Raw genomic sequence first — 17,468 nt, forward strand, 5'->3', positions numbered from 1 at the left:
GTACAGTGTACAGTTAAATATTTAAAGAGCTTAGAACAGAATTAAATTCTATATTTTTTAACTTTACTGTCAACTGTACACTGCTCTTAGTAAACTCTATCTGCTCTTTTAGAATGGAATAATCGTTGTTTTAAGGTAGGGTCTAGATAATTATCAATCACCATCTCCATCATCTTATTACTAATTCTAACTTCCTCATCAACGATATCAAGCCAGATTGGAATTCCCCTTCCTGCTTCTGGAGTCAAAGAATATACTAAACTAGCTACATCAGTTATTGCTCCACTCTGCTCTTTTAATATATCTATTCCAACTACCCCAGGATCACGGGAACTTCTAACAAAAGCCTTTTTAAGTTGATCCTTAGAATCCCCAAATAACATCATCTCTCCTAATCCTAATAATCCAAACATTAGCTCCCTATCATACATTTCAGTCATTTTATTAGGTAGATCATCACCTAACAGTGTACTTATATCACGGGTACCTATCTCTTCAATAACCCCTATAATTAAGACATCCCTCTCTAAAGCTAGCTCTACTAGCTCTTCCCACTCTTCTTCTGCCTGAATCTTATATCTAATTAAAGAACCGTCCATCATAATTAAACTGGGATTATACTTTAAGATACTATCCCTTGCTACTAAGACTTCTAAACAGGCTAATAGAGAACTTCTAATCTTACCTGCTATTTCCTGTGGGTATATCTTATCATTTTCATCTTCCTGATTATTTGCTATAGAAAATTTCTTTTTAATCATATCCATATCATCTTCAATTAAGGGACTAAAAATTCTCTGCTTTACAATTCCATCTTGACTTCTATCAGTACTTTTAGCCAAAGCCTGTAATAACTCAATATAATGAGGATAGACCTTTCCTTGTTTATTTACAGAACCATCTACACCAATAATGGGTCTTCCTTGCATCAATTTATCTATCTCTACTTTCTCCATCCTATTTAAATTAATGAACTTCGCCACCTTACTAATTAATCTACGTAAATCCTTTCTAGCAAGATTAGATTGATTTTCATACTTCTCTTTTAACTTATCATTACAATCCTTTAACAAGAACTTTAAATCTTCTGTTAAAAGCATCTTCATCACCAACCTTTATTCTTAATCTTCAACATCTACAAAGGACTTCCTCCTTAATTCATTTTCTTTTATTTACCAAGTAAAATATTATCTGCTGATAGTTAATAGTATCTTTTAAGGTAGATACTGCATCACTTTTACTCTTTAAAAGTAACCAAACCTACGGGCTTTACCTTCGGGGTTATAAAGCAACCCCTACGTAGCAGAGCCCACTAACTTAGCAATCAGAATAACTAGCTATTATCACTAACTAGATTCTTTATTCAAAATTTGATTAAACTCTTAAATTTTAGCTCAATTCTTGCTTCGTTCAAACAGAAATTTTTTCGCTTTAAAGGTCTTAATTGTACACTGTATACTGTCAACTAACATGAAACTGTCCTAATGTCCCCATATTATTCTCTGACTGTTATAGAAGACAGAAGATTAAAATATACAAAAAGAAGAGCTTCTCCAGCCCTCCCTTACAATTTATATATTAACCTTTATTTTAGTGGCAATCTGATAAACTTCATTTTTTGGTAAAGAACGTAGTTTAGCTACTTCTTTGATAGCTTTCTTCTTAGTCAAGCCATCTGCCATCAGGCTCTCTAAATGCTCTAAAATAGATAGACCTCTCCACCCCTCTAGCTCTTCATCTTCCTTAATTACTCCGCCTTCAACAACCAAGACCATCTCACCTCTAGGGGAATCCTCTTTAAACTTCTCTAACAATTCACTGACCTTGCCAGTGATGGTCTCTTCAAACTTCTTAGTTAGCTCTCTACATAAAGCTATCTTCCTATCCCCTAATACCTCTAAGATATCAGCTAAGGTCTTAGTCAAACGATGGGGTGCTTCATAAAATATTAGTGTCCTCTCTTCCCCTTTTAAGCCCTCTAAATAACTTCTTCGTTCATTCTTCTTGCGAGGTAAAAAACCTTCAAAAGCAAATCGGTCTGTTGGCAGCCCGGAAATAACTAAAGCTGTAGTCATAGCTGTAGGACCAGGAATTGGAACAACCTTAACCCCTTCCTCTCTAAGTAAAGAGATTAATCTATAACCTGGATCAGAGATTCCAGGCATCCCTGCATCAGAGACTAAAGCAACATCTAAGCCACCTCTTAATCTCTCTAAAAGCTCTTTACTCTTCTCTAATTCATTATGTTCATGATAACTGGTTAATTTGGCTTCAATCTGATAATGATTCAATAATTTTCGAGTATGTCTAGTATCCTCAGCAGCAATCAAATCAACCTCTTTTAATATATTTAGAGCACGTACAGTAATATCATCTAAATTACCAATTGGAGTCCCACAAACATATAAAATCCCTTCACCCATCTATATCACCCTTTATTAATTTCAACTTATCCTGCCTTCTTAACTGCTTAATAACATACTCTCTCTTCATAGCCTCACTCTTAGTCTGATATTCTTCAAAATAGCGGAGTTTAACAGGAGTCCTACCTCTGGTATATTTAGCACCCTTTCCACTGTTATGAGAGCTAATCCTTCTCTCTAAATTATTAGTATACCCAGTATATAACGTATTATCAGCACACTCTATTATGTAAACATAATTAGACATATAACCACCCTTTAAAGAAAAACAATTAATTTTCTGGAAAATAAATTGCTTTTACTTCTTCTGTATAATTACCATTTTCATCATTGAGGATTAAAGGAGCTAAAACATCTAAACCAACCCCTCCACCCTTAACACCTTCTACCAAGAATAACTTAGCCTCTTTGTCTATTTGAGAATGGATTAACCTTAATCTTTTAGTAGCTAGATTATACTTGTCCATCAAAGATAATAACTCAGCTAGTCGCTGAGTTCTATATACATACGCGACCTTACCTCGATACTTAAGTAATTGGCTACTCATCCTAATAATATCTTCTAAGTCACACTCTATTTCATGACGAGCAATGGCTACCTTATCCTCTAAATTGACCTTACCACTTTTAGCTTTCATATAAGGTGGATTACTAACAATATAATCAAAGGACTCTCTTTTAAATATCTCTAATCCATCCTTGATATTAAGATTAATAAACTCTAACTTATCTTCTACCTTATTGTATTTAGCACTACGCTTTGCCATATCAATCAATTCTGCTTGAATATCAATACCATAAATCTTCTTAACCTGATATTTAGCCTGCATCAGATGAGGGATAATCCCACTTCCTGTCCCTATATCCAAAACCTTAGAGTCATTCTTTGGGCTAGCAAAATTAGCAAGTAGAACAGCATCCAGTGAAAAACAGAAGTAAGCAGGATTTTGGATTAATCTCAAATCATCAACTAATAAATCATCTAATCTCTCTGTTTCCTTTAAATTAACTCTTTGCACCACTATCCTCTTCCTCCACTTCATCCAAATTATTATCTAGCAGCCCCATACAGAATAAACAGTCACTTTCGCGTCCCTCTCCAAAATTAAGATGGCAAACATGGAATCCCTCTTTATACAGACGGGTTAAATTATCATAACCCATTCCTCCCTCTTGGTCAGGCTCTTCTTCCTCTTCTTTAGTAAAAAGTAATTTCTTTAAATTTTGATTCTCCTCTTTCAGTTTCTCGTTCTCTTTGTATATATTATAAATCGTATTCTTCATCTTCTGAAAATCATTAGTCAAAACCTGTAACTCTTCCTGAAAGTGAGCCAAAAGACTAATAATCTCTTCCACTATTGCAACCTCCATATCCCCAAAGTCTTATTCCATAATATTCTATATATTATAGTACTAATCCTCTTTTTTCTCTTCAATATCTTCAGCAGATACTTCAACACTCTCTTTATCACTTAATTCTACAGTTAAAGTTTCTTTAACAACATTCAACCCTGTTACTGTACCAACTTCTTCTCCAACCTCTACTTCTTCACCTATATCAGGCAAATCATCTTTAGTTTCTAAATAACTATCAGATTCATACTTTAAACAACACATTAATCGTCCACAAATCCCAGAGATCTTCTCTGGGTTTAATGATAAATCCTGATCTTTGGCCATCTTAATAGTTATTGGATCAAACTCCCTCAAAAAAGTCTTACAGCATAACTCTCTCCCACATTGTCCAATTCCACCTAATAATTTTGTTTCATCTCTAACACCTATTTGGCGTAACTCTATTCTTGTCCTAAATATAGATGCTAAATCCTTAACTAATTCTCTAAAGTCGATTCTCCCATCAGCTGTAAAATAAAATAATAACTTTCCTTTATCAAAGGTATACTCAGAATCAATTAATTTCATTGGTAAATTGTGGTCTTGTATCTTCTCTTCACAGATTTCAAAAGCCCTTTCTGCTTCTTTTTGGTTCTCCTTAACCTGTCGCATATCATTAGAGTCAGCCTTCTTCTGAATTGTCTTTATCTCAGCTTTCAAGCCCCTTTTGTCAACCTCTTTAGAATCTATAATAACTTCTCCTAACTCTAAACCACGAGTAGTTTCAGCAATAATTTTATCTCCTATATTTAACTCAATACCATTAGGCTTAAAGTAATATATTTTACTTGCTTTTTTAAATGTAGCTCCTATTACTTCTGGCATAATTCTTCCTCCTTAATTTATTCAACCTCAAAAATAATACTTCTAGGGCTAACTGCAGGTTAACATTTAAATTATTAATAACATTATTTGTATCTTCTATTAAACTTATTATACCTTCTATCCCTTCTAATCTCCACTCTTTAGCTTCATCTCTTAACTTATCATGGTAATCAATATTAATTAAGCTCTCATTTTGACCTAATTTAACCATTAGTAAATCCCGATACCAAGTCAAAATTATATTTAAGATTAGATTAATTTTATCCCGTTCATCTAATAATTTCTGTACAAATTCAAAACTTTCAATTCTAGTTAAGTCTTTTAAAGAATTGGCTATTTTAAGTATCTCTTTTCTTTCTTCTACCTTATCTATATTCTCTACCCACTCTAAAGCAAACCTATACCTTCCTTCTGCTAAAGTTGTAAATAATATTGCCTCTTCTTCTGATAGATTATAATCTTTGATTAAACTATCTTTAATAACTTCATCAGAGACCAATTGAAATCTAATCAATTGACACCTTGATATAATAGTAGGTAAGAGTTTATTTAAATTATTGGTAATCAATATAATAATCGCATAACTTGGAGGTTCTTCTAAAGTCTTAAGTAAACTATTGGCAGCTTGTGTATTCATCTTATCTGCTTGGTGAATAATATAGACCTTCTTCTTACTTTCATAGGGCTTATATAAAATCTCTTGTTGCAATTTACGAATTTGATCTATTTTAATAAAAGCTCCATCAGGATAAATCTCCTTAACATCTGGGTGATTCTTATTATTGGCCTTTCTACAAGATATACAATGATTACAAGAATCATTATCATTTTCTTGACAATTAATTGCCTTAGTAAATTCAAAAGCTGCTGAATCTTTTCCTAAACCTTCCTCACCTACAAATAGGTAGGCATGACTTAATCTTTGTTGGACTAATGCATTCTTTAATATAGTTTTTGCTAAGTCTTGTCCTATTATTTGATTAAAAGACATGAAAAACTCCCCTTATCTATATAAATCTACTAACATCCCCCGTACCTCATCTAATTTTCCCAAAATATCTAATTGTGATGCCTGTTTATCAAGAATCATCTTGGTTAAATCCTCTAAGGACTCATCTACAGACTTGACTATAGTATGAATCTTTCCTTGCATAGGACTATAATCTTCCTGTACATTATACATTTGACCTATAGCCTCCTTAACAAACTGTTTAACCATCTTCTTATACCTAATTAACTCCCTAAAAGTACGATGTTTATTCAAACGGTCACCTTGTTGGTCAATCATCTCTAATAATTCATCTAATTTACCCTTAATCTGTACACCATGCATCTTGGTTAGCTCTTCTAAGAAATCGGTCTTTCTCCCATCAATTCTTGTCATCTTACTTCCAGAAGCTCTAGCAGTATTTACATTACTCTTTAATTTATTATCGATTTTCATCTTTTATCAACCTCTTTTGGAGTATGGTTTTAATTGAGTTGAAGATATTGTCAATTGATTGATTAGCATCAATTAATTCTATCCTTTCTTCTCTCTTAGCCAAGTCTAAATAACCCTTTCTTACCCTCTGGTGAAAAGAGATTTTTTCTGCTTCAATCCTATCTCCTTTACTACTATTTTCAGCAGTTACTTGCTTTGCCCTTCGTAAAGATATTTGAGGATCAATGTCTAAAAGTAAAGTCAAATCTGGTTCTAAACCTTCTGTAGCTATAGTATTTAATTCTTCAATTAAGTTTTGATCTAATCCCCTTGCATAACCTTGATAAGCCAAAGTAGCATCTGTATATCTATCACTAATAATAATTTTTCCTTCTTCCAAAGAAGGCTTAAGTAACTCAAAGACATGTTGTGCTCTCTCTGCAACATATAGTAATAATTCAGCCCTTGATACTAATTCTGTATTATCTGGACTCAATAAAATTTTTCTAATCTCCTTACCAACTTCTGTATCTCCTGGTTCAAAAGTAGTAACGACCTTATATCCTAAACTCTCTAAATATTCTTTAATCAATCTAACTTGAGTTGATTTTCCAGAACCTTCGACTCCTTCTAATGTGATAAAATATCCCTTCATTGAACTTCCTCCAATATTTTTATGACTATTGTTATTATTCTTGACTGACAAATAAACTCCTTTTTATTAATAATTCCAATATAATATTATACCTTGTAATAATATATTACTATAGGAAATTATCTATTAATATTATTTAATTTAATAGATAAACCTTCCTAAATGAAAAATGAACTAATCTAAAGTTCCTAATTTCTCTTATAAATATAGTGAATGTAAAAAGTTATTATACCAGTCAAAAAGTGATTTGGGTGATCAAAAGACTCATAATAATAAGTATATCCTAAATAAAGAATTTAATAATGACTACTTACCTCATATATTAAAATAATAAAAAGAAAAGCCCTCAAATTGAGGACTTTTAATATTAATCAACACTATAATTTGGAGCTTCTTTTGTAATTGTAACATCATGAGGATGGCTCTCTCTTAATCCTGCAGCAGTAATCTTAATAAATTTACCGTTTTGTATTAAATCCTTAATAGTGGCAGCACCACAATATCCCATTCCAGCTCTTAAACCACCTACCATTTGATAGATAGTATCTGCTAAATCTCCCTTATATGGAGTACGCCCCTCAATACCTTCTGGTACTAACTTCTTATCATCTTCTTGGAAGTAACGGTCCTTACTTCCCATCTTCATAGCACCAATTGATCCCATGCCACGATAAGCCTTGTAACTTCTTCCTTTATAGATTATCTTCTCTCCTGGAGCTTCTTCTGTACCAGCTAAAACACTACCTAGCATAACTACACTAGCACCAGCCACTAATGCCTTAACTACATCACCAGAGTACTTGATTCCACCATCAGCAATAACTGGAACTCCATACTTTTTAGCTTCTTTAGCACAGTCATACACAGCAGTAATCTGGGGTACTCCTACACCTGCTACTACTCTTGTTGTACAGATAGATCCTGGTCCTATTCCAACTTTAACAGCATCTGCACCTGCCTCAATTAAAGCCTTAGTAGCCTCAGCAGTAGCAACATTTCCTGCTACAATATTTAATTCTGGATATCTATCCTTAACTTCTTTAACCATATCAATTACCTTTTGAGAATGTCCATGAGCAGTATCAATAATTACAACATCCACTTCTGCCTCTACTAAAGCTGCAATCCTCTCTTTAGTTCCTTCCCCGATTCCTACAGCAGCTCCACATAATAAACGACCTTGTTTATCTTTAGCTGCATTAGGATATTCCTCTGCTTTTTCAATATCCTTAATAGTAATTAACCCTTTTAAAATATTATTTTCATCCACTAATGGTAACTTCTCAATCTTATGCTTCTGTAAAATCCCCTTAGCAGCCTCTAAATCCGTTCCTACTGGAGCAGTTACTAAATGTTCACTAGTCATTACATTACCGATTTCTTGATTATAATCTTCTTCAAATAATAAATCTCTGTTAGTTAAAATACCTACTAATTTCTTTTCATTATCTACAATTGGAACTCCTGAAATGTGATATTTCGACATCAATTCCTCTGCCTCATAAACCTTATTATCAGGGCTTAAGTAGAAAGGATTGACGATAACACCATTCTCAGAACGCTTAACCTTGTCTACTTCCTCTGCCTGTGCTTCAACAGACATATTCTTGTGTATAATCCCAAGTCCACCTTGACGAGCCATAGCTATAGCCATATTAGCCTCTGTTACCGTATCCATAGCTGCACTTAAAATAGGAATATTAAGCTTAATATTTTTAGTTAAATTTATACTAGTATCTACTTCTTTAGGCAATACTTTAGAATGAGCTGGTATCAATAAAACATCATCAAAAGTTAACCCTTCTTTAACAAACTTGTCTTCCATATTTACTCCCCCTTTAATAGTTTATCTATAATAAATTGCTTTTAAAAGTCATTGATTTATATATAAAGCCCTAAGCATAATTTTGTATACTTAGGGCTCAAAAACATGCATAATATGCATATCTATGGTTCGTAGTCAGATGGTTACGGCCACCTGGTAGAAACTTTCGAGCCCATTCTCGATTTTATACGAAATTTTATTATTTATTTTTAATTTTTTTAAGTTTATCAATTTTATACTAAGATGTCAAGTGGAAGTAGAAAATAAAATTAGGTGTCTGATTAATCAGACACCTAATTTTATTATTGACTCTCACCACAACGCTCTAATATATAATTCCATCTCTTATCAGTATGCTCTTGAATCTCTTCAATTATATGCTCATTACCCTTTTTAAATAGATGCTTAAATCTTCCTTGTTGTCTTAACCATTCCTCTACAGGCTTTTTCTCTCTGGGCTTATAAAGTAACTTCCAATTACCATCTTCTATCTCAAACATTGGCCACACACAAGTATCTGCCGCTACCTTAGTCAATTCAATTCCTTTTTCTGCCCTACTTCTCCATCCACGTGGACAGGTAGCTAACACATTTAAAAATGCAGGACCTTTAGTTTCAAAGGCCTTTTGTGCTGCTTTCATCAATTTCTGGGGTTTAAAGGGAGAGATTTGAGCAACATAAGGGATATTATGGTCTGCCATAATATCAGTTAATTCTTTTCTGTATTGTTGTTTACCAGGTATGACCTTTCCTGCTGGAGAAGTTGTTGTATTCGCACCTCTGGGTGTAGCACTAGAACGTTGAATACCAGTATTCATATAGGCACCATTATCATAACATACATAGACCATATTATGACCACGTTCCATAGCACCTGATAATGATTGAAATCCTATATCATAGGTTCCACCATCTCCCCCAAAGGCAATAAAATCAAAGTCCTCCTCCATCTTTCCTTGTTTCTTTAAAGAACGATAAGCAGCTTCAACTCCACTAATAGTTGCTGCAGCATTTTCAAAAGCATTATGAATAAAAGAGTCCTTCCATGCACTATAAGGATAGATTGAACTAGAAACCTCTAAACAACCTGTCGCTGCCCCTACTACTGCTGGATTCTTACTTGACCTCATAATTAAATTAGTAACAGGTCCTGCCACACAACCAGAGCATAATCTATGTCCACCTGTGAACCTTTCACTTGTTTTAGCAGCTTCTTTTAATTTCATATATCACACCTCCTATTGCCTTACACCAAAGTGAGTAATTCGATTCTCTACTTGACCAGTCTCAATAATCTCTAGTAAATCATTATATATACTCTCAATCTCTTCAACCTTAATATCTCTACCACCTAAACCATAAATATAGTTAACAACCTCTACATTGGCTTTTATATCATATAAGACACTTCTAATATCAGCAAATACTGGACCTCCATTTGTAGAGAAGCTTTCTGCTCTATCTAATACAGCAACAGCTTTCATATCCTTAAGGACCTCTGCTATCTCTTCAGCAGGAAATGGTCTATATACTCTAATCTTTAATAAACCAGCTTTTACTCCTGCTTCTCTTAAATTATTTACAGCTGCTTTAGCTGTTCCTGCAGTAGAGTTTAAAGCTACAATTGCAACTTCAGCATCATCTAGTTTATATGCTTCAAAAAATCCATACTCTCTACCAGATAACCCTTTATATTCTTTAGCAACATCTAAAATAACCTGCTTGGCATTCCCCATTGCCACAGCTTGTTGCATCTTGTGTTCAAAATAGAAATCTTGTAAATCTAAAGGTCCTATAGCAATCGGATTATCCACATTTAGTAGGTAATTTTCTGGATGATATTCCCCTACAAATTCCTTCACATCTTCATCAGCTAATATTTCCAGACTCTCTACTGCATGGCTTGTGATAAAACCATCTAAGTTCACCATTGTAGGTAACATTACATCCTTGTGTTCTGATATTCTAATAGCTTGGATAGCATTATCATAGGCTTCTTGAGCATTCTCAGCATACAATTGAATCCACCCTGAATCGCGAGCACCCATAGCATCACTATGATCACAGTGAATATTGATTGGACCACTTAAAGCACGATTTACAACTGGCATTACAATTGGCAACCTTGTACCTGATGCTATGTATAATACCTCCCACATTAAAGCTAATCCATTAGCAGCAGTTGCTGTCATAGCACGAGAACCAGCAGCACTAGCACCTACAGTGGCACTCATAGCACTATGTTCACTCTCTACAGTAACATATTCAGTATCTACCTCTCCATCTGCTACAAATTGAGAGAAGGTCTGTACCATTGCAGTCTGTGGAGTAATTGGATAAGCAGCAACAACATCTGGATTTATCTGTCGCATAGCTTGTGCTAAAGCTTCATTACCAGTCAAAGCAACTTTACTAGACACTTTATCTCCCCCTTCCAATTATGATTATTCTTTTACCATTTCAATAGCATTTACAGGACATTCATTAGCACAGATTCCACAACCCTTACAGTGATCGTAATCTATCTGATCAGAGACAACACCATCCTCAGAAAGAATAGCAATATCAGGACAGAAAGCCCAGCATAAGTGACAATTAATACATCTCTCTTTATCTAAAACTGGTCTCTTAGTCCTCCATCCACCAGTGTTATAATCTTTTGCATTACCAGCATCAAGAATCAATCCACCAATAGGAATATCTTTATATCCATCACCTGCTTTAACCATTATTGTTTCACCTCCTGATAAGCCCGCTTCATTGAATTTATATTTCCTTCAACAACTTCAGGCTTATGAGCAAACTTCTTCTTAAATTCATTTTCAACTTCAACTACAAATTCATCAAAACCTAATAAGTCTGTAGCTTTAATCAAAGCACCTAGCATAGGCGTATTAGGGAAAGGTGCACCAATCTCTTCAGTAGAAATACCATAAGCATCTACTGTGTAAACTCCACCTTTAAATCCTAACTTCTCCTTTATTTTGTTAGCTTCAATTTCTGTATTAACAACAATAGTTCCATCTGCAGAAACCCCCTCAGTTACATCTACAACTTCCAATAAAGTTGGATCTAAAACCACTACAATACTAGGCTCAGTTACTTGGCAGTGGACAAAGATTGGTTCATCACTTATCCTATTATAAGCTAATACTGGAGCACCCATTCTCTCTGGACCATACTCAGGAAACGCCTGAATATTCTTTCCTGTTTTAGCAGCAACTTTCCCCAATAAAATAGATGCTGTTTTTGAACCTTGACCCCCTCGACCATGCCAACGAATTTCTATTAAATTTGCCATATATTCTCCTCCTTTCATTTTAGAAAATTATTTTAAAATTCAATCAGCTATTGCTAGTGTTAATAAAATAGATTTTAATAATCTTCATATATAATATTTGTTTATTTTATGATGATTATCCAGATTATTATTTTATTTAGAGATTTTATATTCTAGTTCTTCTCCAATTAACTAATTAATTAGATAAGTTAATCTGTCATTATGTAATAACAGAGTTAGAGGAATTAAACTATCTTAGATAAGTTCAACTACTCTAATTTTTTGTGGTAATATTTAATTATCATTGATTGACCTCTTCTGCCTTAATAAATATCTATACTTACTTTCAGCAGCCTCTAATAGATAAATAGCATGGTCAATTAAATCAGGATCTGATACAGAATTAAAATAACTCCTAGCCTCATCCCACTCTTCTCTGGCCTCTATAATTTTCTCTTCTAAATTATCATTTGATCCTGTAGTGAAATTGGAAAAATTAAAGATTCTACTGATAAGTTCAAAGGGCATTAGATTTTAACCTCCTTTAAAAATAATGGTTGCCTATAGAATGCCCAGTGTATATAAAAAATATTAATAATTATCTTTCAGAACTTAAGTTAGAAGTAATTTATTAAAATAATGCTTTCTATTTTATAATTATAATCAAAATCTCACAGCTAGTTTCAACTAGCTGTGAGATTAATAAAAAATTGAAATTATTAAATTGATAAATATGTAATTAAAAAATATTTAAACTTTAAATTTCTACTTTAATATCTAATTATTTAAGATGATTCTTTAATTTTACTTTATGTGTGTTTCATCGTGACTAATTATCCTTTACATTTGCTTAAAAGGTTATCTTAAAAGCATACTTCTATAAAAAAAGCAGCGGATATAATATCCACTGCTTTAAAAATCAATTATATATAATTATTCTTTTGTAGCTGCAACTTCATCCTTAGCAATTTCTGTTTCAGAAGTTTCTAAAGAATAATCCATTGCCGCATATCGTTGATACATTGTCCAACGACGTTGAGCTTCTTTCTTGTTTAACTCTAATAACTCTTCAGCTTTTTCTGGATTAATCTTATATAATTGTGAATAACGTCTTTCACTCATTAAGAAGTCTTGATATTTATCCCATTGAGGATCCTTACAATCGATTTGGAATGGATTCTTACCTTCTTCAGCTAAAGTAGGATCAAATCTGAATATTGGCCAATATCCACACTCAGTAGCTAATTTAGCTTGAGCTTGAGCATTAGTCAATCCACCCTTAACACCATGGTTGATACATGGAGAGTAAGCAATTACGATTGATGGTCCATTATGAGCTTCAGCCTCTAGCATAGCCTTTAGTACTTGGGCTTGGCTTGCACCATGAGATACTTGAGCTACATATACATGACCATAAGTCATAGCAATTGCAGCTAAGTCTTTCTTCTTACCAGACTTACCAGCAGCTGTAAACTTAGCAATAGAACCAGTTGGAGAAGCTTTAGAAGACTGTCCACCTGTGTTAGAGTAAACCTCTGTATCTACTACTAAGATATTAATATCATCATTACTAGCGATTACATGGTCTAATCCACCATAACCGATGTCATAAGCCCATCCATCTCCACCAATCATCCAGTTAGATTGTTTTACGATGAAGTCTTTAACACCTAAGATTTCCTTAGCTGCTTCACAAGAGGTATTATCTAAAGCCTCAACTAGTTTAGCCTTTAAGTCTTTAGTAATAGCACCACTATTACGATTTTGAATCCATTCACCGAATAACTCTTGTAATTCAGGCTCTACTTGATCCATAGTTTCAGCCATAATACTTTGGATTCTATCACGAGTAGTTTCAGAAGCAACTCTCATACCGTATCCAAATTCAGCATTGTCCTCAAATAATGAGTTTGCCCATGCTGGACCTCTACCATCAGCATCTGTAGTAAATGGAGTTGCTGGGTAAGAACCACCATAGATTGAAGAACATCCAGTTGCATTTGCAATTGTCATTCTATCTCCAAATAATTGAGAAATTAACTTAACATATGGAGTCTCTCCACAGCCAGCACATGCTCCAGAGAATTCAAATAATGGTTTAGCAAATTGAGAACCTTTAACATTAGTTGTCTTTAATAAGTCATCCTTATATGTTACTTCATTGAACATATATTCTGTATATTCTGCTTCTCCAGCTTCAATAGACTCTTTAATTGGTACCATTTCAAGAGCTTTATTACCTCTCATACCTGGACATACATTAGCACAAACTCCACATCCAGTACAGTCTAATGGAGAAACTTGTAGACGATATTGTAATCCATCTAAACCTCTACCCATCGGCTTCTTAGTTACAAGACCTTCAGGAGCATTAGCAACCTCTTCTTTATCCATTAAGAATGGTCTAATTACTGCATGAGGACATACGAAAGCACATTGGTTACACTGAATACAGTTTTCATCAACCCATTTTGGAACAAAGTTAGCGATACCACGTTTTTCATAAGCTGCAGCACCATTAATCATAGTTCCATCTTCATAACCTTCAAATGCTGATACTGGTAATTCGTATCCTTTAATAGCATTGATTGGGTCTGCAATATTCTTAACGAAGTCCGGACGAGTTTCATCTACTTGAGCAGCTTCTTCTGCCTCTAGATTAGCCCAAGCTGGATCAACAGTTACTTCTACTAAACCTTCAGCACCTTTATCGATAGCTTTCCAGTTCATTTCAACAATCTCTTGACCTTTACGTCCATATAACTTTTCAGCATACTCTTTCATTAATTCTTGAGCTTTATCATAAGGCATGATTTGCTCATTTAACTTAAAGAATGCAGATTGCATGATAGTATTAGTACGACGTCCTAATCCTATCTCTTGAGCCAAAGTTACAGCATCAATAATATAGAATTTAGCATCTTTTTCAGCTAATTGTTTTTTAACACTATTAGGCATCTTTTCTACAATTTCATCAGCGCTAGAAACTGTATTTAATAAGAAGGTTCCTCCCTTACGTAAGCCACTTAACATATCATACTTATCTAAGTATGAATCAGTAGAACAGGATACGAAGTTAGGGTTAGATACTAAATAAGTGGATCTAACAGGGTCTTTTCCAAAACGTAAGTTAGAACGAGTTACCCCACCTGATTTCTTAGAGTCATATGCAAAGTATCCTTGTGCATATAAATCAGTATTGTCACCGATAATCTTAATTGTGTTCTTGTTAGCACCAACAGTACCATCAGAACCTAAACCATAGAATAATGCTTCAGTAACATCATCAGCCAATACGTTAACTTCTTCTCCTACTTCTAAAGATAAGTTAGTTACATCATCAACAATACCAATTGTAAAGTTATCTTTAGCTTCTCCTGCTAAGTTATCAAATACAGCAATGATTTGTGCAGGAGTAGTATCTTTTGAAGATAATCCATAACGTCCACCAATGATTAATGGAGCATTCTCTTTACCATAAAATACTGACTTAACATCTAAATACAATGGCTCTCCTGCAGAACCAGGTTCTTTTGTTCTATCTAATACAGCAATTCTTTCAACACTCTCTGGTAAAGCATTGAAGAAATATTTAGCACTAAATGGACGATATAAGTGAACAGTTAATAATCCTACTTTACGACCTTGAGCTACTAAATAGTCAACTGTTTCTTCAATAGTTTCAGTTACAGATCCCATAGCAATAACGATATCAGTTGCATCTTCAGCACCATAATATACAAATGGAGCATAGTCGCGTCCAGTTACTTTAGAGATCTCTTCCATATATTTTGCAGCAATATCAGGAAGTGCATCATAATATTTATTTTGAACTTCTCTAGTTTGGAAGTATACATCATCATTTTGAGCACTACCACGAGTTACAGGATGCTCAGGATTTAATGCATTGTTACGGAATTCTTGAACAGCATCTCTATCTAATAAACGATCATATACTTCATAATCCATTAACTCAACCTTTTGAATCTCGTGAGAAGTACGGAATCCATCAAAGAAGTGTAAGAAAGGAACCTTACCTTCAATTGCAGCCAAGTGAGCTACCCCACCTAAATCCATAACCTCTTGTACTGATCCACTTGCTAACATAGCAAAACCAGTCTGTCTAGCAGCCATTACATCTTGGTGATCACCAAAGATTGATAATGCTTGTGCAGCAATAGATCTAGCAGCTACATGAATAACCCCTGGTAATAATTCACCAGCGATTTTATACATATTAGGAACTTTTAACAGTAACCCTTGAGATGCAGTATATGTAGTAGTTAATGCACCTGCTTGTAAAGAACCGTGTACTGTTGCAGCGGCTCCAGCTTCTGATTGCATTTCTACAACATTTACAGGCATACCAAATAAATTTTTCTTCCCTTGAGAAGCCCATAAGTCAACATACTCAGCCATCGGAGATGATGGTGTAATAGGATAAATACCAGCTACTTCAGTAAATGCATAAGAAGTATATGCAGCAGCTTGATTTCCATCCATAGTTTTCATTTTTTTAGCCAATCTTTCCGCCCCCTTGTTTTATGTTTATGCTACCTTCTAAAATTACATATTTTTAGTATACTACAACTATTAATACTAGTCAAATGTTCTAATTTTCAAAAAACTCTATCAATTATCACAAAATCTTTGTTAAATAATTATCATAAAACTTTTTAAAAAAACCACTTTGAAAGTGGCTTTTTAAATCTCTCTTCTACCTTCTAAGGCTTTTGATAAGGTTACTTCATCAGCATATTCTAAATCCCCACCAACTGGTAAGCCATGAGCTATTCTAGTCACTTTAATCCCTAAAGGTTTTAAGAGCTTAGATATGTACATCGCAGTAGCTTCTCCTTCGACATTAGGGTCAGTAGCTAAGATAACCTCAGAAATATTCTCATCCAATCTTGGAAGCAGACTTTTTATCTTGATATCTTCTGGACCAACTCCATCAATAGGTGAGATAGCCCCATGTAAAACATGATAAACACCCTTGTATTCTCCTGTCTTTTCCATAGCAATAACATCTTTTACCTCTTCTACTACACAAATTAAACTCTTATCCCTTCTGTGTTCACTACATATTTGACAAGGATCATTTTGGGTTAAATTATTACAAATGGAACAATACGATAATTTATTTTTTATTTCAGAAATAGACTTAGCTAAATCTTGAGCATCTTTTTGGTCCATCCCCAAAATATGAAAAGCTAATCTCTGTGCAGTCTTTGGTCCCACTCCTGGTAATTTAGAGAGTTGACCAATTAATTGCGATAAGGGCTGTGCATAGTATCTCATAATTTATTTCCCCTTAAACTTAGAATAGTCCTGGAATATTCATACCACCTGTTAATTTGCCCATCTCTTTTTGAGTCATGTCTTGAACTTTACGCATAGATTCATTAACTGCTGCTAAAATTAAATCCTCTAACATTTCAACATCATCAGGGTCTACTGCATCAGGGTCAATCTTTATTCCAACAATCTCTTGTTGTCCATTAGCTGTTACAGTCACCATTCCACCACCAGCTGATGCTTCAACAGTCTTCTTAGCTAGCTCATCTTGCATCTTTGCCATTTGCCCTTGCATTTTTTGAACTTGTTTCATCATTTTACCCATATCCATAAATACCATCCTC

Annotated in this window: 18 protein-coding genes and 1 riboswitch; all 18 genes read right to left on the reverse strand. The window is 34.1% G+C overall.

Annotation, left to right across the window (positions count from 1 at the left end):
* Nucleotides 1-86: 86 nt before the first annotated feature.
* Complete coding sequence (locus U472_RS15815; protein ID WP_068719704.1) at nt 87-1,100, reverse strand: DNA double-strand break repair nuclease NurA; 1,014 nt, start codon at nt 1,098-1,100, stop codon at nt 87-89.
* A gap of 471 nt (nt 1,101-1,571) precedes the next feature.
* Nucleotides 1,572-2,423: a 16S rRNA (cytidine(1402)-2'-O)-methyltransferase gene (rsmI, locus tag U472_RS15820; protein ID WP_068719706.1), complete on the reverse strand. Its 852-nt coding sequence runs from the start codon at nt 2,421-2,423 to the stop codon at nt 1,572-1,574.
* The gene (locus tag U472_RS15825) at nt 2,416-2,670 is read right to left on the reverse strand and encodes a GIY-YIG nuclease family protein (RefSeq protein ID WP_068719708.1); all 255 of its coding nucleotides are present in this window, start codon (nt 2,668-2,670) and stop codon (nt 2,416-2,418) included. Before U472_RS15825 ends, rsmI begins: the two co-directional genes overlap by 8 nt.
* A gap of 25 nt (nt 2,671-2,695) precedes the next feature.
* Entirely contained in the window at nt 2,696-3,445 is a 750-nt protein-coding gene (locus tag U472_RS15830) for a tRNA1(Val) (adenine(37)-N6)-methyltransferase (protein WP_245684829.1), read from the reverse strand.
* Nucleotides 3,429-3,779: an initiation-control protein YabA gene (locus U472_RS15835; RefSeq protein WP_083189955.1), complete on the reverse strand. Its 351-nt coding sequence runs from the start codon at nt 3,777-3,779 to the stop codon at nt 3,429-3,431. Before U472_RS15835 ends, U472_RS15830 begins: the two co-directional genes overlap by 17 nt.
* A 57-nt stretch (nt 3,780-3,836) precedes the next feature.
* A complete protein-coding gene (locus tag U472_RS15840; protein ID WP_068719712.1) occupies nt 3,837-4,643 on the reverse strand; it encodes a PSP1 domain-containing protein in 807 nt (268 codons plus the stop codon).
* Nucleotides 4,615-5,634, reverse strand: coding sequence for a DNA polymerase III subunit delta' (gene holB / locus U472_RS15845; protein WP_068719714.1), 1,020 nt, complete (start codon nt 5,632-5,634; stop codon nt 4,615-4,617). Before holB ends, U472_RS15840 begins: the two co-directional genes overlap by 29 nt.
* A gap of 12 nt (nt 5,635-5,646) precedes the next feature.
* On the reverse strand, nt 5,647-6,087 hold the full coding sequence (locus U472_RS15850; RefSeq protein ID WP_068719716.1) for a YaaR family protein: 441 nt from the start codon (nt 6,085-6,087) through the stop codon (nt 5,647-5,649).
* A complete protein-coding gene (gene tmk / locus U472_RS15855; protein ID WP_068719718.1) occupies nt 6,074-6,721 on the reverse strand; it encodes a dTMP kinase in 648 nt (215 codons plus the stop codon). Before tmk ends, U472_RS15850 begins: the two co-directional genes overlap by 14 nt.
* 367 nt (nt 6,722-7,088) lie before the next feature.
* Nucleotides 7,089-8,546 carry an IMP dehydrogenase gene (guaB, locus tag U472_RS15860; protein WP_068719719.1) on the reverse strand — a complete coding sequence of 486 codons (1,458 nt, stop codon included), beginning with the start codon at nt 8,544-8,546 and terminating at the stop codon, nt 7,089-7,091.
* A gap of 112 nt (nt 8,547-8,658) precedes the next feature.
* A riboswitch (purine riboswitch) is annotated at nt 8,659-8,758 on the reverse strand.
* 90 nt (nt 8,759-8,848) lie between these two features.
* Nucleotides 8,849-9,772, reverse strand: a complete 924-nt coding sequence (locus tag U472_RS15865; RefSeq protein WP_068719721.1) for a thiamine pyrophosphate-dependent enzyme — start codon at nt 9,770-9,772, stop codon at nt 8,849-8,851.
* Nucleotides 9,773-9,784: 12 nt separating this feature from the next.
* The gene (gene porA / locus U472_RS15870) at nt 9,785-10,966 is read right to left on the reverse strand and encodes a pyruvate ferredoxin oxidoreductase (protein ID WP_068719723.1); all 1,182 of its coding nucleotides are present in this window, start codon (nt 10,964-10,966) and stop codon (nt 9,785-9,787) included.
* Between the two features lie 24 nt (nt 10,967-10,990).
* Nucleotides 10,991-11,275 carry a 4Fe-4S binding protein gene (locus U472_RS15875; RefSeq protein WP_068719725.1) on the reverse strand — a complete coding sequence of 95 codons (285 nt, stop codon included), beginning with the start codon at nt 11,273-11,275 and terminating at the stop codon, nt 10,991-10,993.
* Complete coding sequence (locus U472_RS15880) at nt 11,275-11,847, reverse strand: 2-oxoacid:acceptor oxidoreductase subunit gamma family protein (RefSeq protein ID WP_068719728.1); 573 nt, start codon at nt 11,845-11,847, stop codon at nt 11,275-11,277. Before U472_RS15880 ends, U472_RS15875 begins: the two co-directional genes overlap by 1 nt.
* A 273-nt stretch (nt 11,848-12,120) precedes the next feature.
* A complete protein-coding gene (locus U472_RS15885) occupies nt 12,121-12,354 on the reverse strand; it encodes a DUF2508 family protein (protein ID WP_068719731.1) in 234 nt (77 codons plus the stop codon).
* Nucleotides 12,355-12,759: 405 nt separating this feature from the next.
* The gene (gene nifJ, locus U472_RS15890) at nt 12,760-16,350 is read right to left on the reverse strand and encodes a pyruvate:ferredoxin (flavodoxin) oxidoreductase (protein WP_068719733.1); all 3,591 of its coding nucleotides are present in this window, start codon (nt 16,348-16,350) and stop codon (nt 12,760-12,762) included.
* Between the two features lie 180 nt (nt 16,351-16,530).
* Entirely contained in the window at nt 16,531-17,127 is a 597-nt protein-coding gene (recR, locus tag U472_RS15895; protein ID WP_068719734.1) for a recombination mediator RecR, read from the reverse strand.
* Nucleotides 17,128-17,146: 19 nt separating this feature from the next.
* On the reverse strand, nt 17,147-17,455 hold the full coding sequence (locus U472_RS15900) for a YbaB/EbfC family nucleoid-associated protein (protein WP_172431888.1): 309 nt from the start codon (nt 17,453-17,455) through the stop codon (nt 17,147-17,149).
* Nucleotides 17,456-17,468 lie beyond the last annotated feature (13 nt).

The organism is Orenia metallireducens (assembly GCF_001693735.1).
GTDB classification, from domain to species: Bacteria; Bacillota; Halanaerobiia; order Halobacteroidales; family Halobacteroidaceae; genus Orenia; species Orenia metallireducens.

Bases quoted from the DNA above. Each gene is read 5' to 3' on its own strand.
- U472_RS15815 (WP_068719704.1), bottom strand. From the start codon at position 1,100: ATGCTTTTAACAGAAGATTTAAAGTTCTTGTTAAAGGATTGTAATGAT.
- rsmI (WP_068719706.1), bottom strand. From the start codon at position 2,423: ATGGGTGAAGGGATTTTATATGTTTGTGGGACTCCAATTGGTAATTTA.
- U472_RS15825 (WP_068719708.1), bottom strand. From the start codon at position 2,670: ATGTCTAATTATGTTTACATAATAGAGTGTGCTGATAATACGTTATAT.
- U472_RS15840 (WP_068719712.1), bottom strand. From the start codon at position 4,643: ATGCCAGAAGTAATAGGAGCTACATTTAAAAAAGCAAGTAAAATATAT.
- holB (WP_068719714.1), bottom strand. From the start codon at position 5,634: ATGTCTTTTAATCAAATAATAGGACAAGACTTAGCAAAAACTATATTA.
- U472_RS15850 (WP_068719716.1), bottom strand. From the start codon at position 6,087: ATGAAAATCGATAATAAATTAAAGAGTAATGTAAATACTGCTAGAGCT.
- tmk (WP_068719718.1), bottom strand. From the start codon at position 6,721: ATGAAGGGATATTTTATCACATTAGAAGGAGTCGAAGGTTCTGGAAAA.
- guaB (WP_068719719.1), bottom strand. From the start codon at position 8,546: ATGGAAGACAAGTTTGTTAAAGAAGGGTTAACTTTTGATGATGTTTTA.
- U472_RS15865 (WP_068719721.1), bottom strand. From the start codon at position 9,772: ATGAAATTAAAAGAAGCTGCTAAAACAAGTGAAAGGTTCACAGGTGGA.
- U472_RS15875 (WP_068719725.1), bottom strand. From the start codon at position 11,275: ATGGTTAAAGCAGGTGATGGATATAAAGATATTCCTATTGGTGGATTG.
- U472_RS15880 (WP_068719728.1), bottom strand. From the start codon at position 11,847: ATGGCAAATTTAATAGAAATTCGTTGGCATGGTCGAGGGGGTCAAGGT.
- U472_RS15885 (WP_068719731.1), bottom strand. From the start codon at position 12,354: ATGCCCTTTGAACTTATCAGTAGAATCTTTAATTTTTCCAATTTCACT.
- recR (WP_068719734.1), bottom strand. From the start codon at position 17,127: ATGAGATACTATGCACAGCCCTTATCGCAATTAATTGGTCAACTCTCT.
- U472_RS15900 (WP_172431888.1), bottom strand. From the start codon at position 17,455: ATGGATATGGGTAAAATGATGAAACAAGTTCAAAAAATGCAAGGGCAA.